The following is a 24,285-nucleotide window of genomic DNA, read 5'->3' on the forward strand; positions in this document are numbered from 1 at the left end:
GCATAATGCCGGGGCTTTTTTTTTAGAAATAAATTTTATACTTAATAAAATTTATGTTAAAAATTTACGTAAATTTGTTATCAAGGGTTTTACGATGGTGGATAATTACAGGTGTGAAGTTAAATTTTTAAACATATAAATTTACTAATCTTTTAATATAGTGCTTATGAAAAAAGTTTTACTCCTGTTGCCACTGCTTATACTGTTTTCATGTGATAAAACTGTAGTTTTTAAAAAAACCTTTAATGATTTTGAGAGTAACCGCTGGGAAAAGAACGATACAAAATCTTTTAATTTTAATGTAAAGAAAGATATAGAATCTGCAGATGTTACACTGCACTTTTCGCATACACCGGACCCGAATTATGCAAACCTGCCCATACAGGTTGCTATAGAGTTTCCTGACGGTAATCAAGAAAATGTTTCTGTAAACCTGCCTTTTGGCGAAGATGCAGGAATGTCGGAATGTGAAGGTGATATATGCAGTCTTACCATGGGAATAAAAGAAGGCATAAAGATGCCTGCCGGTAAATATCTTATAACAGTTACAAATTCCTATCAGGACGAATATGTGCCAAATGTCCTGTCCGTAGGTATAAACGTTGAAAATGGTAATTAAGTGTTAAGTAAGAGGAGCGGCTTTTTGCCGCTCTTTTTATGAAACTATGCTATATTAGCAATATGAATTTTGCTAAATTACTACTTGTTTTCTTCCTGTTTTTCTGGTGCAGCCATCAGGCACAAACAGTTTCCGGTTACGTATATGATGAGGCCGAAGACCTGCCGCTGGAAGGAGCCTTTGTTTACCTTGACGGTACAACCTATTCTGCCACTACCGATGCGGAAGGCTATTTTAGCATGACTGTGGCACAACCACTTCCCGCTGACCTTATTGTTAGCTATATCGGCTTCCGTAACTTCAGGCTGCCTAACCCGTTCCAGTATGGCGAACCTGTAAAACTTTTAATGCGCCCTGATGCCATAAACCTTGGCGAAGTGGTTATCAATGCAGGCAAAAGCCCCTTTAACCGTAAAGATATGATGAAAGCATTTTATCAGGCTTTTATCGGCGAAACCAAAGCAGGAAGATCGTGTGTTATTCTAAATGAAGATGATATCAGCTTCTTTTACGATGAAAAAGTTAACACGCTTACAGCTTATGCACGCAAACCCTTACAGATAAAGAACAGCTATCTTGAATATCACCTTGTTTTCGATTTGCAGGAGTTTGTAATTAAATACAATCAAAAAACATTAGCATCTAAAGGGCAGCGGGGTATCTATTTTACGGGTACTACGTTCTTTACAGATATTTCACAGAACAACTCGGCTTATGATAAAAGAAAAGAAGCCTACCTGGGTTCTGTAAGGCACTTTATGCGGAGCTTTGCCGCAGGAGAATTAACTAAGCAGGGATTTGATTTTTATAATGCAAGGCACAAAGTAAATCCTGCTGCATTTTTTACTGTCACCGATACACTGGGTGTAAAAAAGGTAACACTGAGGCCGGAAGAAAAAAACACCCGCTTGCTTAACATTAACCTTGGAGGAGATAATGTGCAAACGCTTGCACAAAAACAGGAAAAGCACCGCCAGAGAGTTAATGCAACACGCCTTACGCTTGTATATAATAAAGAACATTCATGCCTTTCATTTGATACAGGTGAATTTTACATAGCGGCTAACGGTTATTACTATCCGATTCATGAAGTGCGCTTTAGCGGCGATATGGCTGAAAGGAAAGCGGGCGATATGCTTCCCGCTGATTATACCTACCCATAGCCTAAAATGTTAGGGCAAACCTAAAACGGTATGCATTAACAGGTAATTTCATTATTTTTATGTAAAATATTCCTGATATGAAAAAGACCTTAGTAATGGGAGCTTCTACAGAGCCTACCCGGTATTCTTATAAAGCTATTAAAATGCTGAGCCGCTACGGGCATCCTGTGGTTGCACTCGGTAAAAAAGAAGATAATCTTGACGGTATTAAAATAGAAAAGGGGCATGTGCCTTTTGATGGTGTAGATACCGTAACACTGTACCTTAACCCTATGAACCAGAAGCCGTATTACGACTATATAATCGGGCTTAAGCCCAAGCGTGTGGTTTTTAACCCCGGTACCGAGAACCCTGAGCTTTATGCTCTGCTGCAAAATAACGGAATTATGGTTGATGTAGGCTGTACGCTGGTTATGCTTTCTACAAACCAGTACTAAGTGCAGGCTTTTTGCTTATAGCTAATAACAGTAAAAAGGTAATAGCACCATTAACTACTATCAGTTCCACATCAAATACATAACTGCCGAACAGTGCAGAAGAGTTCATGCTGAGCAACAGTGTAAGCAGTGGCGCTGCAAGGCATACTACCGGCACCAGCCTGTCGTGCACGGCACGGTTTTTAAGCAGCAGCCCAAAGCTGTAAAGTCCCAACAACGGGCCATAAGTATATGATGCCACCCTGAATATCATACTGACTACCGAGTCGTTGTTAATTACATTGAATATAATAATCACCAGGAACATCAGTAACGAAAAAGAAATATGTACCAAATGGCGGGTGCGCACAAAGCTGTTGGCTTTTTTTTCCTGCTTTTTATCCATTCCTAAAAAGTCCACACAAAAAGAAGTGGTTAATGCAGTAAGCGCAGAGTCGGTAGTGGCAAAGGTTGCCGCAGTAAGCCCCAGCAGAAAAACTATGCAGGGTATAAGGGTAAGGTGGTTAAATGCTATTTCAGGAAAAAGAAGGTCGGTACGCGGGTTACCCATAGGGCCTTTTGGTATGGGTACGCCAAATTTATCAGCATAAATGTAAAGCAGTGCGCCAACGCCTAAAAAGAAAAGGTTTATCACTACAAAAATTGCTGTAAAAGAAAACATATTTTTTTGTGCCTCGCCAATATTCTTGCAGCTTAGGTTTTTTTGCATCAGGTCCTGGTCCAGCCCCACCATGGCAATGGTTACAAAAATACCCCCGATAATCTGCTTTATAAAATGGAAGCGGCTGCTAATAAAATCTTCAAAGAAAAATATTTTAGAGTAATTACTTTCCTTAACTGTTTCAAAAGCTTCAGGTATGCTAAGGCTAAGGCTTTCGCATATAAAATATATGGTAAAAAATACCGATGATACTATAAAAAAGGTTTGTAGTGTGTCAGTAATAATAATGGTTTTCAACCCTCCTTTATAAGTATAGGCAAATATCAGCAATAGCGATATCATTACAGTAACCCAAAAGGGTACCTCAAAAGCATCGAACACATATTTTTGCAGTACAATAACCACAAGGTAAAGCCTGAAGGCAGAGCCAATGGTACGGCTTATCAGGAATATCATTGCGGCTGTTTTGTAACTGTAATAACCAAGCCTTTCTTCTATGTAGCCGTATATAGACGTCAGGTTCATGCGGTAATAAAGTGGCAGCAACACTTTTGCTATGATGATAAAGCCTATGGCATTACCCAGCACAAACTGGAAATACTTAAATTGTTCACCATTGGGTGAGCCTACCTCGCCGGGTACAGATATAAACGTAACCCCGGACAGCGCCGTGCCTATCATCCCGAAGGCAACCAGATACCATTTAGAATTTTTATTGGCTTTAAAAAAAGCATCGTTGCTGCTGTCTTTTCGGCTCACAAGGCGCGATATGGTTATCAGTAATCCGAAATAAACAATTATAATGGCAAGTATGGTTACCGGCTGCATAGTGTTGTAGTTTACTACAAAGCAACTAAAATTTTTAAAACCTGCAACCACAACCATTGCTATTGTTTGCAGCTTGCATAAAAGTGTAACCTGTTTATTACCTTTGCAGGTATGGAAATGTCTTCTAAATTACTTGAAAAAGCCGTTGCAGAAATATCGCAGCTACCTGGCATTGGCAGGCGCACCGCTTTAAGGCTTGCGCTTCATTTGCTAAAGCAACCCGAAGAGCAGGCACTGCACCTTGCCGATGCTATAAAAAAGCTGCGTGAAGATATCAGGTATTGCACTAAATGCCATAACATATCAGACAGTGAAGTTTGCGAAATATGTGCCAACCCACGCCGAGACAGCTCCCTTATTTGTGTGGTGGAAGATGTGCGTGATGTAATGGCAATAGAGAATACAGGGCTTTTCAGGGGGCTATACCATGTGCTTGGGGGCAAAATTTCACCTATAGACGGTATTGGCCCTAGCCAGCTAACAATAGCTCCGCTTGTAGAGAAGGTAAGGGCAGGAGGGGTAAAGGAACTTATATTTGCGCTTAGCTCTACAATGGAGGGTGATACAACCAATTTTTATATTTATAAGCAGATAAAAGATTCAGGAATTGTTACATCTGCAATAGCAAGAGGGATAGCCATTGGCGACGAACTTGAGTTTGCTGATGAGGTAACCTTGGGGCGCAGTATTGTGCAACGGGTGCCCTTTGAAAATTCTTTAAGAAATATTTAGCAATAATTTAAGTATTGAGATAAAACCTACAATATTTTTTGCTTAACTATCAATAAATAAATAGTTTAAGCTTTGATGATTGTAAGAGTGCTATGAAGAATTTTCTTTTGAATATTTAAAAAGTTACTGTTATTGTTGAATTATTGTAAATTCTTAACATTGCAGGTACAAATAATATTATGTTAATGTATAAGTGCCTATATTTGCAACTTGATTAAGGGATAAATGTTAAAAAAATTAACGATATTTTGATGGAAAGTTCTTTGCACAAAAAAATTCTCATAACCGGCGGTGCAGGTTTTATAGGCTCTAACCTGTGTGATTACTTCTTAAATAAGAATTATCGTGTAACAGTGCTTGATAATTTTGCAACAGGGCACAGAAAAAATATTGAACATCATTTATCTAATCCTGACTTTACACTTATTGAAGGCGATATTCGAAATCTTGCAGACTGTGAAAGGGCTGTTGAAGGTGCCGATTATATACTTCACCAGGCAGCGCTTGGCTCTGTACCCCGCTCCATAAAAGACCCTGCTACCAGTAACGATGTAAATGTGAGTGGTTTTGTAAACATGCTGCTTGCAGCGCGTGATGCAGGCGTTAAGCGTTTTGTTTATGCGGCAAGCTCTTCTACTTATGGCGACTCGGAAGCACTTCCTAAAGTTGAGGATAAAATAGGCAGGCCGCTTTCTCCTTATGCAGTTACCAAATATGTAAACGAGCTTTATGCTGATGTATTCAGCAAAACCTATGGTATAGAAACCATCGGGTTAAGGTATTTCAACGTGTTTGGCCGCAGGCAGGATCCTAATGGTGCTTATGCTGCTGTTATACCAAAGTTTGTAATGCAGTTTATGAAGCATGAAAGCCCTGTAATTAACGGCGATGGTAATTACTCGCGCGACTTTACTTATATAGACAATGTGGTGCAGATGAACGAACTGGCTATGACTACACAAAATCCTGCGGCTGTAAACACAGTTTACAATACTGCCTACGGAGACCGTACCACACTAAACGACCTTATAGGGTACCTGAAGCAATACCTTGCTGAATTTGACCCTGCCATTGCAAATGTAGATGTGGTGCACGGGCCAAACAGGGTAGGAGATATACCACACTCACTTGCAAGTATAGATAAGGCAAAGAGCCTTTTAAACTACAACCCGCAGTTTTCGTTACAGCAGGGCTTGCAGCAGGCAGTAAAATGGTACTGGGAAAACCTTAAATAAAAACAAACAAACTAACCGCACAATATATATGAAAATTGCTGTAATTGGATTAGGATATGTAGGATTGCCGCTTGCAAGGCTGTTTGCAACCCAATATCCTGTTGTAGGATTTGATATCAATCAATCCAGGGTAAAAGAGCTTAACTCAGGTGTAGACAGTACACTTGAAGTTGAAAACGAATTGCTTCAGTCTGTTTTAGTATCTGCCCCCGGCAACGGCAAAGGGCTTTACTGCTCTACAAACCTTGATGATATAAAAGACTGTGATTATTATGTAGTTACAGTTCCTACACCTGTAGATAAAAATAACAGGCCAGACCTTACCCCTCTGTACAAATCCAGCGAGACAGTAGGCAAGGTGCTTAAAAAAGGCGATATTGTAATATACGAATCTACAGTTTATCCGGGAGTTACAGAAGAAGAATGTGTACCGGTACTGGAGCGTGTAAGCGGGCTTAAGTTTAATGAAGATTTTTTTGCAGGCTACTCACCGGAAAGGATAAACCCGGGCGATAAAGAGCATACTGTAGAGAAGATACTTAAAGTAACCGCAGGCTCTACACCCGAAGTTGGTAAAAAAGTAGATGATCTGTATAAATCGGTAATAAAGGCAGGTACCCATCTTGCCCCGACCATTAAGGTTGCCGAGGCTGCAAAGGTTATAGAAAACTCACAAAGGGACATCAACATAGCGTTTGTTAACGAACTAAGCAAAATATTCAACTGCATGAACATAGATACCCATGCGGTACTGGAAGCTGCAGGTACAAAATGGAACTTCCTTCCGTTTAAGCCGGGTCTTGTTGGTGGCCATTGTATAGGGGTAGATCCTTACTACCTTGCACAAAAGGCGCAGGAAGTTGGCTACCACCCCGAAATTATATTGGCAGGCAGAAGGCTTAACGACAGTATGGGCGAATATGTGGCCAGCCAGGTAGTTAAGCTTATGATTAAAAAGGATGTTATCGTTAACGGCTCTGATGTACTGATGCTTGGTATAACATTTAAGGAAAACTGCCCTGATGTAAGAAACACCAAGATTGTAGATGTAATAAAATCGCTGAAAGACTATGGTATAAAAGTAACCATTTTTGATCCGTGGGCAAGCCCTGAAGAGGTTATGCACGAATATGGCCTTACTACAGTTAAAGAAATGCCACAACAGAAATTTGATGCCATAGTGCTTGGTGTGGCACATAAAGAATTTACAGAAATGGATTTTTCTGCAGTTAAAAAAGATAAGAGTGTAGTTTATGATGTAAAAGGCATACTTGGAGACAAGGCCGACGGAAAACTATAATTTTAGAAAGGAATATTAAATGAAGATAAAAAATATTTGCTGTATAGGTGCAGGATATGTGGGGGGGCCAACAATGGCTGTTATTGCCCATAAATGCCCTAACATTAAGGTAACTATTGTAGACCTTAACAAGCAGCGTATTGCCGACTGGAATGATGAAAACCTTGATAACCTGCCGGTATATGAGCCGGGGCTTGCAGATGTTGTAGCCTCTGCCCGTGGCAGGAACCTTTTCTTTTCGACAGAAGTTGAAAAGGCTATCGAGGAAGCCGAAATGATATTTATATCGGTAAACACCCCTACCAAAACGTATGGTTTAGGCAAAGGCCAGGCAGCAGATTTAAAATATATTGAGCTTTGCGCAAGGCAGATAGCCGCCGTGGCAAAGAGCGATAAAATTGTGGTAGAAAAATCTACCCTGCCGGTAAGAACGGCACAGGCTATTAAAAATATACTGGAGAATACAGGTAATGGTGTTAAGTTTGAGATACTGAGCAACCCTGAATTTTTAGCGGAAGGCACAGCAGTAGAAGATCTTTTACACCCGGACAGGGTACTAATAGGCGGTGATACTGATGAAGACGGACAAAAAGCTATACAGGCACTTGTTGATATATATGCCAACTGGATACCCAGAGAAAAAATACTTACTACCAACGTTTGGTCTTCAGAGCTTAGTAAGCTAACAGCAAATGCATTTTTGGCACAGCGTGTTTCTTCTATAAACGCAATGTCAGAACTTTGTGAAAAAACAGGAGCAGATGTTACCGAAGTAGCTAAAGCTATAGGTATGGATTCGCGTATAGGGCCAAAATTCCTTAAGGCATCAGTTGGTTTTGGTGGTTCTTGCTTCCAGAAAGATATTCTTAACCTGGTTTATATTGCCAAATCATACGGGCTTACTGAAGTTGCCGATTACTGGGAGCAGGTTATCATAATGAATGACCACCAAAAAAGGCGTTTTGCTGCTAATATTGTAAAAACACTTTACAATACAGTGTCAGGTAAAAAGATCGCGTTTTTGGGCTGGGCTTTCAAAAAAGATACTAACGATACACGGGAGTCAGCCGCAATTTATGTTGCCAACGACTTGCTGAACGAGCAGGCAGAGATTGCTGTTTACGACCCTAAAGTTGAGGATGATACTATTTATGCAGACCTTAACTATTTAGGCTCAAGAAGTGCAGAGGATAATCAGAAGGGTGTAAAAACCTTTACAGATCCTTATGAGGCCTGTAATGATGCCCATGCTATTGCGGTACTTACAGAATGGGATGAGTTTAAAAACTACGACTGGCAAAAGATATACGAAAATATGAAAAAGCCTGCCTTTGTTTTTGATGGCAGGAACTTGCTTGATAGTAAAAAAATGAACGAAATAGGCTTTATATACCAGGAAATTGGTAAATAATGCTGTATTGGTTTAACTGTTAAATATAGCATATGAAAATACTTGTTACCGGTGCCGCAGGCTTTATAGGGTTTCATCTTTGCAACAGCTTACTTTCACTGGGCCACACCATTGTGGGGTTGGACAGTATTAACGATTATTATGATGTTAACCTTAAATATGCCCGCTTAAAAGAACTTGGCATTACTTCTACAGATTATAATGCCGTTACAGAAAGCGCGCTGCATGGTAGCAGGCTTAAATTTATAAAGCTTAATCTTGAAGATAAAGAGGCTTTATTTAACCTTTTTGAAGCCGAAAAGTTTGATTCGGTTTGCAACCTTGCCGCACAGGCCGGGGTACGTTATAGTATAGAAAACCCTTTTGCCTATATAGACAGTAACATTACAGGTTTCATTAATATACTCGAAGCATGCCGTAACTATAACGTGAAGAGGCTGGTTTATGCCAGTAGCTCAAGCGTTTACGGACTTAATGAAAAGATACCTTTTTCTACCGAAGACAGTGTAGATAACCCGGTAAGCCTTTATGCCGCTACCAAAAAGAGTAACGAGCTAATGGCGCATACATACAGCCATTTATTCGGAATACACACCATAGGGCTAAGGTTCTTTACAGTATATGGCCCGTGGGGCAGGCCCGATATGGCAATGTTCCTGTTTACAGATGCGATATTTAATAATAAGCCCATTAAAGTATTTAACAACGGAAACCTTTCGCGTGACTTTACTTATATAGATGATATAGTAGAGGGTGTTGTGGCAACCTTGCTTAAAGATGTACAGGGCGCTCCGCTATACCAGTTGTATAACATAGGTAACAGCCAGCCTGTAAAGCTGATGGATTTTATATCTGAAATAGAAAAAGTTACAGGCAAAGAAGCCGTAAAAGATTACCTGCCAATGCAGCCGGGAGATGTTGAAAAAACATGGGCAGACACATCAGGGCTTGAAAAAGATTTTGATTACAAGCCTGCTACCCCTATAAGCACAGGAGTAAAGAATTTTGTTGAGTGGTACAGGCAGTACTATAACATATAATTTAAAACAAATAAATGAAGCAGATATATAAAACAGCAATAACTGCCGCCATTGAAGGAGGTAAGGCTATAATGCAGATTTACACTAAAGACTTTAGCATAGAATATAAAGAAGACAAATCTCCGCTAACAGAGGCTGACAGTGCTGCAAATGCTGTTATTATGCAATATCTGTCTCAAACCGATATACCGGTTATAAGCGAAGAGAACAAGCTCCTGCCTTACTCTGAACGTAAAAACTGGGAAACCTGCTGGATAGTAGATCCGCTTGACGGTACAAAAGAATTCATTAAAAAGAACGATGAATTTACTGTAAATATAGCATTGGTAACTAATGGCGTGCCACAGTTTGGGGTTATTTATGTACCGGCACTCAACACGCTTTACTATGCCGATACTACCCAAAACAAAGCATTTAAATTTGTAGTTACAGATGAAAATGCAGGTATTGAGGATATACTGGGTTCGGCTACAGAAATAAAGCCGGCGGAAGACAAACAAAAGCTTCGTGTTGTGGGCAGCCGCTCTCACATGAGTGAGGAAACGGAAGCTTTTATAGAAAGCCTTAAAAAAGGTACAGATAAAGAAATTGATATAGTTTCTAAAGGAAGCTCGCTTAAATTTTGCCTTGTGGCAGAAGGCAACGCCGATGTTTATCCGCGTTTTGCCCCCACGATGGAGTGGGATACGGCTGCAGGCCATGCAATATGCAGGGCAGTAGGGCTTTCGGTAATTAATAATGACACAAAACAGGAAATGGTTTATAACAGGGAAAATCTGTTAAACCCGTATTTCCTCGTTTCTGTATGAGTGGTAACTCGCATAAGCGGCATATAGCAAAAGCGGTTACCTGGCGCATACTGGGCACTATAGATACTATGTTGCTCGCCTGGATAATATCTGGCGACCCAATGATAGGACTAAAAGTTGGCCTTGCCGAAGTTCTTACAAAAATGGTGCTGTACTACCTGCACGAGCGTATCTGGTTCAGGGTTAACCTTAGCAAGAACGGAAAGTTACTCGAAAGCAGGAAAAGGCATTTGGTAAAAGCCGTTACATGGCGGTTTTTCGGGACAATGGATACCATGCTGCTGGCATGGTTAATATCAGGCAGCCCGGTTATAGGTATGAAGGTAGGGCTTACAGAAGTAATAACAAAAATAGCTTTATATTATCTGCACGAACGTGTATGGTACAGAATAAATTTCGGTTTACCCCAACGTAATAAAGATGAGCAATAACATTGTAGCACAGGATTACAGCATTTGCAGGCAAAAGCGGAACAAAAAGAACGGACACCGCTCTTTTGTTATATGGTTTACAGGGCTTTCGGGTTCCGGTAAATCTACTATTGCCAACCGGGTAGAGGAAGAGCTTTTTAAAACCGGCATACAAACCTATACGCTTGATGGCGATAATATCCGTTTCGGGATAAGCAAAGGCCTTGGCTTTGATGAGGAAAGCCGTTATGAGAACCTGAGGCGTATTGCAGAGATTGCCAAGCTTTTTACAGATGCCGGGCTTGTAACAATAGGGGCGTTTGTATCGCCACTGCAAAAAGACAGGGATTTAGTTAAAGACATTGTAGGGACAGAGAATTTTATAGAGGTTTTTGTAGATACCAGCCTGCAGGAATGCGAACGCCGAGATGTAAAAGGCCTTTATAAAAAAGCTAGGGCCGGAGAAATAAAGCACTTTACAGGGATAGATGCACCTTATGAAAAGCCTGCAAACCCTGATGTACTGATTGAAACTGAGAAAGAAAGTATAGAAACAGCAATACAAAAAGTAATTACTTTTGTAAAGCACAAATTAGAACTTTAAAGTTATGAGTAAATACTATCTAAATTATTTAGATGAATTGGAATCTGAAGCCATATATATCCTGAGGGAGGTATGGGCACAATTTCAAAACCCCGTAATCCTTTTTTCGGGTGGTAAAGATTCTATAGTTGTTACCCATCTGGCAAAAAAAGCCTTTTACCCGGCCAAAATACCATTTGCACTTTTGCATGTAGATACCGGCCATAACTTTCCTGAAACAATGGAGTTCAGGGATAACCTGGTAAAAGAGCTTGGTGTTAAACTTTTAGTTGGTTCTGTACAGGAAGCTATAGACAAAGGCAGGGTAATGGAAGAGCGTGGCAAAAATGCAAGCCGCAACGTGCTCCAGATTACGGCACTGCTTGATGCTATAGAAAGCAATAAAATTGATTGTGCTATTGGCGGAGGACGCAGGGATGAAGAGAAAGCACGCGCTAAAGAAAGGTTCTTCTCGCACAGGGACGAATTTGGGCAATGGGACCCGAAAAACCAAAGGCCTGAGCTTTGGAACCTGCTTAATGGTAAGCATTTTCAGGGAGAGCACTTCCGTGCCTTCCCGATAAGCAACTGGACCGAAATGGACGTGTGGAACTACATTAAGCGCGAAAACATTGCTATCCCGTCATTATATTTTGCACATGACAGGGAAGTAGTTTGGCGTAACGATTCATGGATACCAAAATCTGAATTCCTGAAACTTGACGGCAGGGAAGAAATCATTACGAAAAGGATACGCTTCAGGACACTGGGCGATATAACCATTACCGGTGGTATAGAATCTGACGCTGATACACTGGAGAAAATTGTAGATGAAGTTGCTACCATGAGGCATACCGAAAGGGGCAACCGCTCTGACGACAAGCGCTCTGAATCATCTATGGAAGACAGGAAGAGGGAAGGTTATTTTTAATATCCCCTTTTTAGAAAAAGTATTAGCCTAAACATTAAAGCACAGCAAAATGCAGATAAACAACAATCAATTATTACGATTTACCACGGCCGGAAGTGTAGATGACGGAAAAAGTACCCTTATAGGCCGTTTATTATATGATTCTAAATCTATTTTTGAAGACCAGCTTCAGGCTATAGAAGCCACAAGCAAGCGCAAAGGCATGGAAACCGTAGACCTTGCCTTGTTTACAGACGGTCTCAGGGACGAAAGGGAGCAGGGTATAACCATAGATGTTGCTTACAGGTATTTTACTACCCCTAAAAGAAAGTTTATTATAGCCGATACCCCTGGGCATATACAATATACCCGCAACATGGTTACGGGAGCCTCTACAGCCAATGCCGCAATTATACTTATAGATGCAAGGCACGGGGTTATAGAGCAAACCAAGAGGCACGCTTTTATTGCCTCTCTTTTACAGATACCTCACCTTATTGTGTGTGTAAACAAGATGGACCTTGTAGATTTTAAAGAGCAGGCTTACAATGATATTGTAGTACAGTTTGAAGAGTTTTCTTCTAAGCTTGATGTACAGGATGTACGTTTTATACCAATAAGTGCATTACTGGGCGATAATGTTGTTAACCGTTCAGAGGCAATGGCGTGGTATCAGGGTTCACCTTTACTGCATGAGCTTGAAACCCTGCATATAAGCAGCGATATAAATAAAATAGATGCCCGTTTTGCAGTGCAAACTGTTATAAGGCCTCAGCGCGATGGCTTTATAGACTACAGGGGCTATGCAGGCAGGATTAGCAGCGGTATATACCGCGTGGGCGATGAGGTGGTAGTACTGCCTTCAGGATTTACATCAAAAATAAAATCAATAAACTCAGGGGAAAAGGAAATTGAAGAGGCTTACGCGCCAATGTCGATAGCCATGACGCTGGAGGATGATATAGATATCAGCAGGGGTAATATGATTGTTAAGAAAAACAATCAGCCGGAAATGCTGCAGGAGTTTGACGTAATGATGTGCTGGCTAAACAACCAGCCTGCAAGGCCGGGGGCTAAATATACGTTAATGCACACATCTAACGAGCAGCGCGCCATTATAAAAGAGGTTGTTTATAAAATAGATATTAATACCTACGAGCGTAACTCTGAAGATAAGAACCTTAACATGAATGATATTGCCCGTATCAAAATAAGGGCTGCCCAAAATATTATGATCGATCCTTACAGGGATAACCGTTACACAGGCAGTATTATTTTAATTGATGAGGGTACCAATGAAACTGTAGCTGCCGGCATGGTTGTCGGGTAATTATGAGCAAAGAAGTAGCAAATAAAACCAAAGTAGCCCTTGTTTGGGATTTAGCGGGAAGTTTTTTCAGGCAATTTGCCTCTTTGATTATATCAATAATACTGGCGAGGCTTCTTTCTCCCGAAGAATTTGGTGTTATTGGTATGTCTTTAGTTTTTATAAGTATAACTGAAGTATTTATTGATATTGGTTTTACGAGCGGACTTATACAACAGCGCGATGTAAAAGATATAGCGTACTCCTCAATTTTTTATGTAAATCTTGGGATAAGCATATTACTCTCGTTACTCATAATGCTGCTTGCTCCTTATATTGCAAATTTTTATGAAGAACCAATGGTTGGTTCGGTATTATTTTACCTTGCATTTATACCGCCCATTGCGGCGCTTGGCAGGATACAGTCGACTATATTAACTAAAAAAATGGATTTTCGCAGTTTAACGCTGCGAAATATTTTTGCTACTGTGGCAGGTGGTATAGTGGGTGTTGCTGCGGCATTTATGGATTTTGGGGTTTACAGCCTTGTTGTACAGCAAATAACAGCAGCGGTAATGTCAACCTTTTTATTATGGTATGCTACAGGCTGGAGGCCAAAGCTTGAATTTTCATTTAAAGAAGTCAAGGCACTGCTTGGGTATTCCAGTTATGTGTTTTTTGACCAGGTTTTAAGGCAGATATTCAACAAGATAGATACTATATTTATTGGTAAGGCATTTTCTACCGCTACTTTGGGTTTTTATTCGCGTGCCGAATCATTAAAAGCTCAGATAGATACCTATACGAGTACCAGCCTTCGCAAGGTTATGTTTCCTGCATTTAGTGCTTTACAGCAAAATATGGAAGCATTTGGGCGTGCTTATTTTAAAGCATTCAATACAGTAACGGGCTTAATTGCCTTGCTTGTAGCACCAATTTACCTGCTTTCAGATAAAATTATTATTGGTTTGCTGGGAGAAAAATGGGCACCGAGTATTATTTTTTTCCAGATATTACTGTTTTCCACGTTAACAAGCCCGCATATAGGTATTATGGCGCAGGCGGTACTGGCCAAAGGTTATTCAAGGCTAAAGTTTAAAATGGGGCTTGCACAAAGGCTTTTAAGGCTAACGCCTATACTTATGGGCTCTTTGTTTGGTATAGTAGAGTTTGCAATAGCTGTAGTGGTGGCAAACACTATAGTGTTTTTTGTATATACTTATGTTGTTTACAGATCTTTACATTTAAGCTTTTATAAACAACTGCAGGGAATAATTGTACCAAATGTTATGCTGGCGGTGTTTGTAGTACTTTACCATTTTGTAAATGATTATGTAGACTCATGGATTTTAGCAGGATTATTTATAATATTTGACCTTGCATATTTAAAAATCATAAAGCATGAAAGTTTTGCCATGGTTATAGAAGGCTATAACATGGTAAAGAAGAAAATTTTAAAATTAAAACGCTAATATTATGGCATTATCTATATCTAAAACACGATTAAACGGACTTGTAAAAGTAAGTGGCGCAAAGAACAGTTCGCTGCGTCTTCTTGCAGCCTCTTTGTTAACTGAAGAAACAGTGTTTCTTAACAATTTCCCTAATGGTCTGCTTGATGTAGAAATACACCTGAGGATGCTGGAAGCGTTAGGCAAAAATGTAACATCTGTTGCCGACACGGTTTCAATAAGTGTTGGCGATGAAAAAATAAAAACACAGCTTGTTTGGGACGAAAGGTCTATCCGCAACACGCTGTTAATACTTGGTGCACTTACCGCAAGATACGGTGAGGGGAAAGTGCCATTGCCGGGTGGCTGTAAGCTTGGTGAAAGAAAGTATGACCTGCACGTAATGCTGCTTGAAAGGCTTGGCGCTGAAGTTTGGGAAGAGGGTGATTACCTTTGTGCAAAAGCTAAAACAGGCAGGCTTAAGGGTAACGAAATCCACTTGCCGCTTCGCAGCACAGGCGCTACAGAAAATACCATAATAGCCGCATCACTTGCCGAGGGTAAAACAGTTCTTTATAACCCGCACATAAGGCCTGAAATTATGGATCTTATTAACATGCTTGGTAAAATGGGAGCCAAGATAAATGTTTATGGTCAAAAATGTATCGAGATAGAAGGTGTGGAGCAGCTAACAGGCGTTAAGCATGCTGTTATACCTGATAATATGGAAGCGCTAACATGGGCAATAGGCTCTGTTATTACAAATGGCGAGGTTGAAATAGAAAACTTCCCGTATGAGCACCTTGAAGTACCTTTGGTATACCTAAGGGAAAGCGGTATGAAGTTCTACAGGGGCACCACAAGCCTTATTGTTAAAGGCGGGACACCATACCCTGTAGAGATAAGTACAGGCCCTTATCCGGGTATTAACTCTGATATGCAGCCGCTTTTTGCTGTTTACGGAGCGATGAGCAAAGGAGAAACAAAAATTGTTGATTTACGCTTCCCGGGCAGGTATGCTTATGCAGAAGAACTTAATAAACTGGGTGTAAACTCCCGTGTGGAGGGAGACATGCTTGTTATAGACGGTGGCAACCCTATTAAAGGCGGTACTGTAAGGGCTCTTGATTTAAGGGCGGGTATTGCTCTACTGCTTGCAGGAATGACATCTGATGAGCAGATAACAATTGAAGACGACTGGCAAATATACAGGGGCTATGAAAACCTTGCCCAGAAATTGGAGAACTTAAAATAATTGTATTTTGGGACTCTTAGGCACTATAAATAAGGACTTAGAGCATTGCGGAGCTAAAAGCGTTCCGCGAAAAATGCTTACATTTTTGTTTAATGTATCCTTCAGGCTCACGCTTAATTACAGGCTGGGTTATTACCTTGCACGCAGGCGTAATATTATAAACAACATACTAATACTGTATCTCAAAAAAAGGCAGTTAACAAAGTATGCCTGTGATATTTCGTATGATGCGGTTATCGGTAAAAAGATAAGCTTTCCGCACCCAACAGGTATCGTTATAGGGGTTGGCTCTGTAGTAGAGGATAATGTAATGATATGGCAAAATGTTACCCTGGGTAGTAAAGGTGCAGTAGAAAAAGCCTATCCTCATATTAAAAAGAATGTAAAAATATACAGTGCCGCGCAAATAATAGGAGGCATTACCATTGGCGAAAATGCAAAGATAGGCGCTTTTAGCCTTGTGCTTAAAGACGTTCCAGATAACTCAACAGCTGTGGGTATCCCGGCAAAAACAATATAGTATTATGGTACCAGATTTTATATTAGGAGGCGCTATGAAGAGCGGCACTACCTTTCTTCATAATCTTTTAGAAAACCATCCGCAGGTTAAGATCATAGACCGGAATATGGATCATGCTTATTTTGATGATGACCGTATCTACCCCCGTGGTAAAGAGTGGTACATGAGCCTGTTTAACGGTGTTATGAAAGACAAGGAGCAGGGCAAAATTATTGGGCAAACATCTGCCGACTGTAATTTTAATCCCGGTAGTGTTAAACGCATATTAGAGCACAATCCTGATACTAAACTTATTTTTGTACTAAGGCATCCGATAGACCGTTCTTATTCGCTTTACTGGCACCAGTACAGCATGGGGCGCGAGTACAGGAAATTTGAAGATGCCATTAAAATGGAGCCTAAACTCATAAAAAAATCATACCACCATTTTAAGCATTACTCATATCTAGAGCGCAGCAGATACCACCAGCAGTTTGAAGAAATTACAAAGCTGATGCCGTTGCAAAACCTTCTTATACTTGATTTTGATTCGCTTGTAAAAAACACCCTGCCATCAATAAATATAGTTTTAGAATTTTTAGGTGCTGATAAAGTTAACGACCTTAAAGAGCTTAATTATGAGGTTTTAAGGCGCAATCCTGCCAAAATACCTACAAACCATACAGTAGTCCTTATTTCTGCTGCATTGCATAAGCTTGGGCTTATACGTGTTTCCAGGCGGATACTTAACATGTTCAGGAAAGAAATGAGGCCGCCAAAAATTGATGATGATATGCAGGCTAAGCTTGAGCAGGAACTGAAAAATGATATTGCTTTTTTTGATAAAGTAAAAAAGGATTTTCACGCAAAAATTAATCAAAACTAAAAATAACCACTATCGTGAGGACAGAACACAATTTTGATCTTACCAATTATAACAGCTATCGCATTAAGGCTAAATGCCGTACTGCCTATTTTCCTGAAAACGAAGATGATTTTATTGAGATTTTTAAGAATGGAGAGGAGGGTAAAATTATTATAGGCGGTGGCTACAATATTATACTGGCAAGTGATTATTATGAGCAGGATTTTATAATTGTAGGTGAAACTTACTCATCTGTACTTCTTGAAGAGCCGGGGGTTATTACCTGCGAGGCCGGAGCAAGTACATTGCAGTTAAGCGAATTTGCATTGGAAAAGTCGTTAAGCGGTGCCGAAATATTTTTTGATATACCAAGTTCTATCGGAGGGGCTGTTGTAATGAATGCAGGAGCCAGCGGCGAAGAGATTAAAGACATACTTTTAAAGGTAAGATATCTTGACTTAAAAGATATGACCGTTAAAGAAATACTGAAAGATGATATTGGCTACCAGTACAGGAACAGTATATTTCAGAAAGAAGGCGGCAAAATAGTGCTAAAGGCATGGCTTGGGCTACAACCGGGCAATGCGGAAGAAATTAAAAATAAAATGGAAACCGTAAAGGAAGCAAGATGGGCAAAGCAACCCAAAGAGTTTCCTAACGCGGGCAGTGTATTTAAAAGGCCACCCGGGCATTATGTAGGGCCTATGATAGATGAACTACAGCTTAAAGGCTACAGGGTTGGCGGAGCAGAGGTATCTAAAAAACATGGTGGTTTTATAGTTAATGTAGATAACGCTACCGGACAGGATATTATTGGCATTATAAAGCACGTGCAGCAAAAAGTAAAAGAGCGTTTTAACGTTGACCTTGAAATAGAGCAACGAATAATATAATAATATGAATATACTTTTTTTAGCATCTAATGACGGAGGTAATGGTGTTGGGGGGCATTATAACTCACTTAACCAGGTTTGCAATGAAGTTGCGAAAGAGCATACTACCAAAGTTTTAACTTTTGGCAGTGCTACCAGTCCTGTTTTAGCACAGAACAAGCACTTTGGCGGGCACATAACAGCAGCTAAATCATTATCCGGTTTGCTTAAAGTTAAAAGTGAGCTAAAAAAAGTAGCAGATGAGTTTAATCCTGATATAATCCATTGTTTTGACTCGCAGTCGCTAAACAGGATTTTGCTGGTTCCGTCTTTGTTTAATGTACCAATAGTGCTTAACAAATGCGGAGGTAAAAATCCTTTAAAGTCTAATTATCAGCATGCTGACAGTATAGTTGTTTTCAGCCCTGAAAATCAGGACTGGTTCACTAAAAACCCTAATTATAATAAAGAAGATATCTTTTTAATACCTAACAGGGTTCAAAAACTTGAATTCATAGATAATGCATTAAGAAAGGAGCAAAAAAAGCACGATAAAATTACCTTTGTACGCATCAGCAGGCTTGGCGGCGCTTATGAGAAGACACTTCTGGATACTTTTAACCTGGTTGCAAAGCTTTCAGAGAAATATCCTGTTGAATTAGTTGTTATTGGCAGGATTCAGGATAAAGAAAGGTTTGAAAAGCTGGTAAAGGCTGGAGAGGAGAAAAATGTGCCGGTAACCTATATAACTGATGAAAGGGCTGTTAAAGGTTCAGACTTTTTGTACCTTGCTGATTTTGTTGTAGGTACAGGGCGCAGCTTTATGGAGGCAACATCATTGGGCATACCATCGCTCACACCCGTTCAGAATGCAGATTACCCTATGCTGGTAAACAACAATAACTTTCAGAATTATTTAAATACCAATTTTTCTGAACGTAACATGGCAGACGATTATTCATTGTCTAATAATATCAGTAATATAGAAGAACTTATAGAAAGTAAGGAAAAGTATGCGCAGGCACAGAGTGAAACCCTTACTATATTTAAAGATTTTTTTGGAACAGAATCTATCCTGCCAAAATATAACGCGGTTTATAAGTATGCTACGCAAAACAGGAAGCCGCGTATAAGTTTAATTACCAAAAATTTACAATATATATTTAAATTTATATTGGGTAAATAAAAGTTTAAGGATTGATACAGGAAAGACAGGCAAAAGGATTATCAATAATCCTGTTATTTTTTTCACCGCTTATAGGCCTTTTTTCGGGCCTTAAGTACTTGTCATGGGATAACAAGAAGGTCCTTATTGTGTTGTTCTTTATAATTTACGGTTCATTAATGCAGTATGGTGAAGAAGCCGATGCTGCTGTTTATATGGAGATGCTCGATTTATATGAAGGCATGTCGTTATCAACCTTTTTACTCTGGTTAAAGCACATAATCGAATTAGACCCGCTCGCGGGTTCTCCAAATGACGTATACGTACATTTTCTTTCATTTATAATAAGCAGTATATTAGGTGTAAAGTTTTTATTTTTTCCGGTAGTTGCAGGTATATACGGCTATTTTTATGCTAATGCACTTTCTAAAATACTTGTTTGGGACAAGAATAAAAAAATTGCTCTTTCAGTACTGTTTATAATACTACTGTTTATAATACACAGAAGTGTTACCAGTTTCCAGACTGTTCGTACATGGACGGGTATGTGGATAATGTTTAACGGCGTTTTGGGCTATGCACAAACTAAAGAACGAAAATATATATTACTGATACTTGCTACACCGCTTATACACTTTGCCTATTTTATAATTGCGTTGCCTGTTTTGCTGTCCCTTTTTGCAAAGCGCATCCCTACAATATTTATGATAGGTCTGTACTTTTCTTCTTTCTTTATAACATTGAGTGGCAGTATAACCGAAAAACTGGCAGGGGAAAGTTCTCTGGCAGATAAAAAAATCCATTCTTATTACAGGCAAAACCAGTATGGTGAGGCTATAGACCCAATTATGGAGAGAAGGGAAAAAGAAAGCTCTGTATGGTATACCAGGTATGGTAAAACAGATGCTGTATATTATGGTGGGCATGCCTTTGCGCTTTTTATAATTATAGGTGGCTTTTTCAGGTCTAAAATGACAAATGCCGAAGCTGTTATTTTTACTGCGGGCCTCTTCCTGGCTACGTTTGCCAATTTTGCATCGTTCTCTTATGCTTTTTATAGCCGTACAATGGGTAATGCAGTAATATATATTTTAGCGGCAGCCTGCATGATGGCAATAAGGGGCGGGTATGATTATAGTAAACTCAACCCCCGATTTATAAACCTGTTAAAGTGGATTTGCATATTAATATTTGTTCCTAAGATTGTATATTTTATTGCAGACTTTTTAATACGCACAAGCATATTTGTTCTCGGCTTACCGTTTATAGGCTGGTTTGCCGATTCATTAAATGTATCAATACGGGAGTTTATAGGGCAATTTCTTTAAATCAATTTTCATGGCAGTTTCTACAATTATTAAAAATCTTTCAAATATACCGGGCTGGTCCGGCAAACGCAAAATAGTAATTTTTGAGAGTGATGACTGGGGAAGTGTGCGTATGCCTTCGGCAGAAGCATACCAATCACTTAAAGCTGCCGGCTTAAATATAGAAGAAGGTGCAGGTGGCAGGTACAATAAATATGATACCCTTGCCTCTGCTGAAGACTTATCAATGCTCTATGAAGTATTAACTTCTGTAAAAGACAAGAATAATTCGGGCGCAAAAATAACAGCGGTAAGCCTCACTTCTAATCCTGATTTTGAAAAGATAAAGGCATCGGGCTATAAGGAATATTTCTATGAGCCTTTTACCACTACATTAGAAAAATATAATAAACACGGTGCTTTTAAGCTTTGGCAGGAAGGCTACAATGCAGGCATATTTGTACCAGAATTCCACGGGCGTGAGCACCTTAATGTTGCAGCATGGCTTAGGGCTTTGCAGCAGGATGATAAAGAAGCGCTGCTGGCATTTGACCAGGGTGTATGGGGATATAAGCGAAAGCACGGAAAAATTGGCTTTCAGGCTGCATTTGACCTTGAATTTGCCAATGATATTGAGTTACAAAAGTCAATTGTAAGTGACGGGCTGGACCAGTTCGAGAAAATACATGGCCGCAGGGCAAGCTTTTTTGTACCGCCAAACGGTCCTTTTAATAATGCTCTTGAGCCTGTTGCAGCGTCTAAAGGCATACAGTTCATGTCAACTTCAAAAATCCAGAAAGAAGTACTCGGAGAAGGTAAAACAAGGAAGAACTTCAGGTATCTGGGCAAAAAAAATAAATACGGACAAATCTATATAACCAGGAATGCCTTTTTTGAACCTTCAGGTTCCAGGAAAAATGAGATAGATACATGCCTTGCAGAAATTGAGCTTGCTTTTAAATGGAAAAAGCCTGCCATTATAAGCTCACACAGGGTTAACTTTATAGGCGGGCTGGATACTGCCAACCGCGATAACAGCCTTAAGCAGCTTAAGCAGCTACTGGATAACATAGTTAAAAAATGGCCTGATGTAGAATTTATGACATCTACCGAATTGGGTTTAACTATCAGCGGAAAATAATGATACAGGGTATAAAATCATACATAGGTCAAAAACTGGTAAACCTTCAGGGGTGGAAAACCAGCCGGAGGATTATTGTTATAGAGAGCGATGACTGGGGTGGTATTTCTATGCCGTCTAAAGATGTTTATAACACATTGCTTAAAAGCGGTATTGGTGTAGATAAAAACCCTTATGCAAAATATGATTCTCTTGCTAGTGCAAGCGATTTAGAAATCCTTTTTGAAACCCTTTCAAAATATAAAGACAAGTATGGTAATACTCCCGTAATAACAGCCAATACAAATGTGGCTAACCCTGATTTTGAGAAAATAAAGCAATCAGGATTTGAGGAGTATATTTATGAACCATTTACAAAAACCCTTGAAAGATATCCTGAGCATAGCAATGCTTTTGCTTTATGGCAGCAGGGTATGGCGCAGAAAGTTTTTGTACCGCAGTTTCACGGGCGTGAGCACCTTAACCCTTTGCTGTGGCTTAATGAACTGAAAGAAGGTAAAAACCCAAAGCTGCAACTGGCTTTTAATTTAGGCTGTTTTAACCTCTCTAAAGATGGCTTTCTGCAAAAATCAAAAATATACAATACCGCTTTTTATCCGTATAACGAAGAGCAGAGGGCAGCCATGTTTAAAGCAATACCCGACGGGCTGAACTTGTTTGAAGAGCAGATTGGTTACAGGGCAGAATCTTTTATCGCTACCGGATATTTCTGGAACAGTGAAATAGAAAAACTGCTTAGTGAAAACGGAATTACCTCATTACAGGGATTACCGATACAAAAAGAACCAAAAATTGCGCAAAAGCACGGCAAAAAACTTAACTATACAGGCAAGTATAACAAATATGGACAGCTTTACCTGGTAAGGAATGCTTTTTTTGAACCATCACTCTATCCGGGTACTGATAATGTAGCAGATTGCCTTAAAAGGATTCAGACAGCATTTGATAATAAAAAACCGGCTATACTTTCTTCGCACAGGCTAAACTTCATTGGGTATATAGATGAGGCAAACCGCACACGTAATATAGCTTTACTTAATGAATTGCTTGCCGGTATTGTAAAAAAATGGCCTGATGCAGAGTTTATGTCGTCTAACCAGCTTGCTCAAATTATAAATGCAAAGAAAAATGGCAGATAAAAAAGAAGCGATAAAAACTGTTGTCCACGTTATGGGCTATGACTCCAAAAAGTTCGGGGGGCTGGAGAGGTACATCATCGACCTTTCTAAAGCTGCTGCGCCTAAGGGTATAAAGATTGTGGTTATGTACAATCTTAAACCAAAATCTGAAGAATATCTGCAACAGCTTAAAGAAAATAATATAGCGTTATATGTTGCCAATGCATTAAAGCCTAAAGATTTTTTTAAAGTATTTTACAAGGTTATGCAGCAGCATAAACCTGCCATTATACATTCGCATTTCCAGCCGCTGTGGCCCGGCATATTTGGTTACCTACTTGGGTGCAAACACCGCTGGAATACAGTAAGGCTTATGCTTGTAGATAAAAATATAAAAGAAGCGGCCAATTTAAGCCAGCTTAAAAAAACTACACGCATTTACAGAGCACTGATAAATAAATTCAACACCCGTTTTTTTGCCGTATCTAATGCGGTAAATAAACAATACACCGCTTTTTATCCGTCACATGCTCATAAATTTGAGGTTTTGTATAACGGAGGCAAGCTAAATCCTTTCAACAAAGAGGAGTCTCGTGCAAAACTTGGCTTTAGTAATGATACGTTATATATCTGTTGCATTGCTTTCGCCTCCAAAACTAAAGGTGTTGATATATTAATTGATGCTGTTAACGAACTTACAAGCAAAGCAATAGACAGGCCTTTTAAACTTTGCCTTATTGGACTGATGGAAGGCGCAGATGTTACCAACCAGCTATTGGATAGGATAAAAAAATACGGGCTTAAGGACAAGGTCATTAACTTTGGGATCATTAATAATGTTCCCGAAGTTTTACCCGCAATGGACATTTTCGTGCAGCCTTCACGCTCAGAAAGCCTTTCAAACTCTATAATAGAAGCAGGTTTTGCAGGGGTGCCAGCCATAGGTTCTGATGTTGGGGGGATTCCTGAAGTTATTGTAAATAATGAAACCGGGATGCTTTTTCCGGTTGGCGACTTTAAAGAGCTAGCCAATAAGCTCGAAATGTTGTTAACTGACGATAGATTAAGGCAGGAAATGGGTAACAAATCCCGTCAGCATAAAATTGATAATTTCTTAATGTCTGATAAAATTAATACGCTTATTAACGATTATATTTCAGCAAAATAG

General features: G+C 39.6%; 24 protein-coding genes. 23 read left to right on the top strand and 1 reads right to left on the bottom strand.

The window, feature by feature from the left end:
• The first annotated feature begins 166 nt into the window (after positions 1 to 166).
• The 3 genes from Q0K96_RS08505 to Q0K96_RS08515 all read left to right on the top strand — a co-directional run bounded on the left by Q0K96_RS08505 (position 167) and on the right by Q0K96_RS08515 (position 2,219).
• Complete coding sequence (locus tag Q0K96_RS08505) at positions 167 to 619, top strand: hypothetical protein (protein WP_297333576.1); 453 nt, start codon at positions 167 to 169, stop codon at positions 617 to 619.
• A 62-nt stretch (positions 620 to 681) separates the two neighbouring features.
• The gene (locus tag Q0K96_RS08510; RefSeq protein WP_297333577.1) at positions 682 to 1,782 is read left to right on the top strand and encodes a carboxypeptidase-like regulatory domain-containing protein; all 1,101 of its coding nucleotides are present in this window, start codon (positions 682 to 684) and stop codon (positions 1,780 to 1,782) included.
• A 77-nt stretch (positions 1,783 to 1,859) separates the two neighbouring features.
• Positions 1,860 to 2,219 (top strand): CoA-binding protein, encoded by a 360-nt coding sequence (locus Q0K96_RS08515; RefSeq protein ID WP_297333578.1) that lies wholly within the window; start codon positions 1,860 to 1,862, stop codon positions 2,217 to 2,219.
• Here Q0K96_RS08515 and Q0K96_RS08520 read toward each other — a convergent pair.
• Positions 2,203 to 3,708 carry a sodium:solute symporter gene (locus Q0K96_RS08520; RefSeq protein ID WP_297333579.1) on the bottom strand — a complete coding sequence of 502 codons (1,506 nt, stop codon included), beginning with the start codon at positions 3,706 to 3,708 and terminating at the stop codon, positions 2,203 to 2,205. The genes Q0K96_RS08515 and Q0K96_RS08520 overlap by 17 nt on opposite strands.
• Before the next feature lie 111 nt (positions 3,709 to 3,819).
• Here Q0K96_RS08520 and recR point away from each other — a divergent pair, with 111 nt between their 5' ends.
• The 20 genes from recR (at position 3,820) to Q0K96_RS08620 (ending at position 24,285) form a co-directional block, all read left to right on the top strand.
• A complete protein-coding gene (gene recR / locus Q0K96_RS08525; RefSeq protein WP_297333580.1) occupies positions 3,820 to 4,440 on the top strand; it encodes a recombination mediator RecR in 621 nt (206 codons plus the stop codon).
• A 251-nt stretch (positions 4,441 to 4,691) separates the two neighbouring features.
• Positions 4,692 to 5,675 (top strand): SDR family oxidoreductase, encoded by a 984-nt coding sequence (locus Q0K96_RS08530; RefSeq protein ID WP_297333581.1) that lies wholly within the window; start codon positions 4,692 to 4,694, stop codon positions 5,673 to 5,675.
• Between the two features lie 28 nt (positions 5,676 to 5,703).
• Positions 5,704 to 6,975: a nucleotide sugar dehydrogenase gene (locus Q0K96_RS08535; protein ID WP_297333582.1), complete on the top strand. Its 1,272-nt coding sequence runs from the start codon at positions 5,704 to 5,706 to the stop codon at positions 6,973 to 6,975.
• A 19-nt stretch (positions 6,976 to 6,994) separates the two neighbouring features.
• Positions 6,995 to 8,386, top strand: a complete 1,392-nt coding sequence (locus tag Q0K96_RS08540) for a UDP-glucose 6-dehydrogenase (protein ID WP_297333583.1) — start codon at positions 6,995 to 6,997, stop codon at positions 8,384 to 8,386.
• 32 nt (positions 8,387 to 8,418) lie between these two features.
• Positions 8,419 to 9,426: an NAD-dependent epimerase gene (locus Q0K96_RS08545; protein ID WP_297333584.1), complete on the top strand. Its 1,008-nt coding sequence runs from the start codon at positions 8,419 to 8,421 to the stop codon at positions 9,424 to 9,426.
• Positions 9,427 to 9,440: 14 nt separating this feature from the next.
• A complete protein-coding gene (gene cysQ, locus Q0K96_RS08550) occupies positions 9,441 to 10,235 on the top strand; it encodes a 3'(2'),5'-bisphosphate nucleotidase CysQ (RefSeq protein ID WP_297333585.1) in 795 nt (264 codons plus the stop codon).
• Positions 10,232 to 10,666, top strand: a complete 435-nt coding sequence (locus Q0K96_RS08555; RefSeq protein ID WP_297333586.1) for a DUF2061 domain-containing protein — start codon at positions 10,232 to 10,234, stop codon at positions 10,664 to 10,666. Before cysQ ends, Q0K96_RS08555 begins: the two co-directional genes overlap by 4 nt.
• Positions 10,656 to 11,249 carry an adenylyl-sulfate kinase gene (cysC, locus tag Q0K96_RS08560; protein ID WP_297333587.1) on the top strand — a complete coding sequence of 198 codons (594 nt, stop codon included), beginning with the start codon at positions 10,656 to 10,658 and terminating at the stop codon, positions 11,247 to 11,249. The genes Q0K96_RS08555 and cysC overlap by 11 nt, the downstream gene beginning before the upstream one ends.
• A gap of 4 nt (positions 11,250 to 11,253) precedes the next feature.
• Positions 11,254 to 12,159, top strand: a complete 906-nt coding sequence (gene cysD / locus Q0K96_RS08565) for a sulfate adenylyltransferase subunit CysD (RefSeq protein WP_297333588.1) — start codon at positions 11,254 to 11,256, stop codon at positions 12,157 to 12,159.
• Between the two features lie 49 nt (positions 12,160 to 12,208).
• Positions 12,209 to 13,468: a GTP-binding protein gene (locus tag Q0K96_RS08570; RefSeq protein ID WP_297333589.1), complete on the top strand. Its 1,260-nt coding sequence runs from the start codon at positions 12,209 to 12,211 to the stop codon at positions 13,466 to 13,468.
• A 2-nt stretch (positions 13,469 to 13,470) separates the two neighbouring features.
• Positions 13,471 to 14,916: a lipopolysaccharide biosynthesis protein gene (locus Q0K96_RS08575; RefSeq protein WP_297333590.1), complete on the top strand. Its 1,446-nt coding sequence runs from the start codon at positions 13,471 to 13,473 to the stop codon at positions 14,914 to 14,916.
• A 4-nt stretch (positions 14,917 to 14,920) separates the two neighbouring features.
• Positions 14,921 to 16,150, top strand: coding sequence for a UDP-N-acetylglucosamine 1-carboxyvinyltransferase (locus Q0K96_RS08580; protein WP_297333591.1), 1,230 nt, complete (start codon positions 14,921 to 14,923; stop codon positions 16,148 to 16,150).
• Between the two features lie 7 nt (positions 16,151 to 16,157).
• Complete coding sequence (locus Q0K96_RS08585) at positions 16,158 to 16,670, top strand: serine acetyltransferase (protein WP_297333592.1); 513 nt, start codon at positions 16,158 to 16,160, stop codon at positions 16,668 to 16,670.
• A gap of 4 nt (positions 16,671 to 16,674) precedes the next feature.
• A complete protein-coding gene (locus Q0K96_RS08590; protein WP_297333593.1) occupies positions 16,675 to 17,535 on the top strand; it encodes a sulfotransferase in 861 nt (286 codons plus the stop codon).
• Positions 17,536 to 17,549: 14 nt separating this feature from the next.
• Positions 17,550 to 18,407: a UDP-N-acetylmuramate dehydrogenase gene (gene murB, locus Q0K96_RS08595; protein ID WP_297333594.1), complete on the top strand. Its 858-nt coding sequence runs from the start codon at positions 17,550 to 17,552 to the stop codon at positions 18,405 to 18,407.
• 4 nt (positions 18,408 to 18,411) lie between these two features.
• On the top strand, positions 18,412 to 19,572 hold the full coding sequence (locus Q0K96_RS08600; RefSeq protein ID WP_297333595.1) for a glycosyltransferase family 4 protein: 1,161 nt from the start codon (positions 18,412 to 18,414) through the stop codon (positions 19,570 to 19,572).
• Positions 19,573 to 19,583: 11 nt separating this feature from the next.
• On the top strand, positions 19,584 to 20,879 hold the full coding sequence (locus Q0K96_RS08605; RefSeq protein ID WP_297333596.1) for a hypothetical protein: 1,296 nt from the start codon (positions 19,584 to 19,586) through the stop codon (positions 20,877 to 20,879).
• A 10-nt stretch (positions 20,880 to 20,889) separates the two neighbouring features.
• Positions 20,890 to 21,999: a polysaccharide (de)acetylase gene (locus Q0K96_RS08610; RefSeq protein ID WP_297333597.1), complete on the top strand. Its 1,110-nt coding sequence runs from the start codon at positions 20,890 to 20,892 to the stop codon at positions 21,997 to 21,999.
• Positions 21,999 to 23,138, top strand: coding sequence for a polysaccharide (de)acetylase (locus tag Q0K96_RS08615; RefSeq protein ID WP_297333598.1), 1,140 nt, complete (start codon positions 21,999 to 22,001; stop codon positions 23,136 to 23,138). The genes Q0K96_RS08610 and Q0K96_RS08615 overlap by 1 nt, the downstream gene beginning before the upstream one ends.
• A complete protein-coding gene (locus Q0K96_RS08620; protein WP_297333599.1) occupies positions 23,128 to 24,285 on the top strand; it encodes a glycosyltransferase family 4 protein in 1,158 nt (385 codons plus the stop codon). Before Q0K96_RS08615 ends, Q0K96_RS08620 begins: the two co-directional genes overlap by 11 nt.

It is taken from the genome of Flavobacterium sp. (assembly GCF_024305175.1).
In the GTDB taxonomy this organism is placed as follows: domain Bacteria; phylum Bacteroidota; class Bacteroidia; order Flavobacteriales; family Flavobacteriaceae; genus Flavobacterium.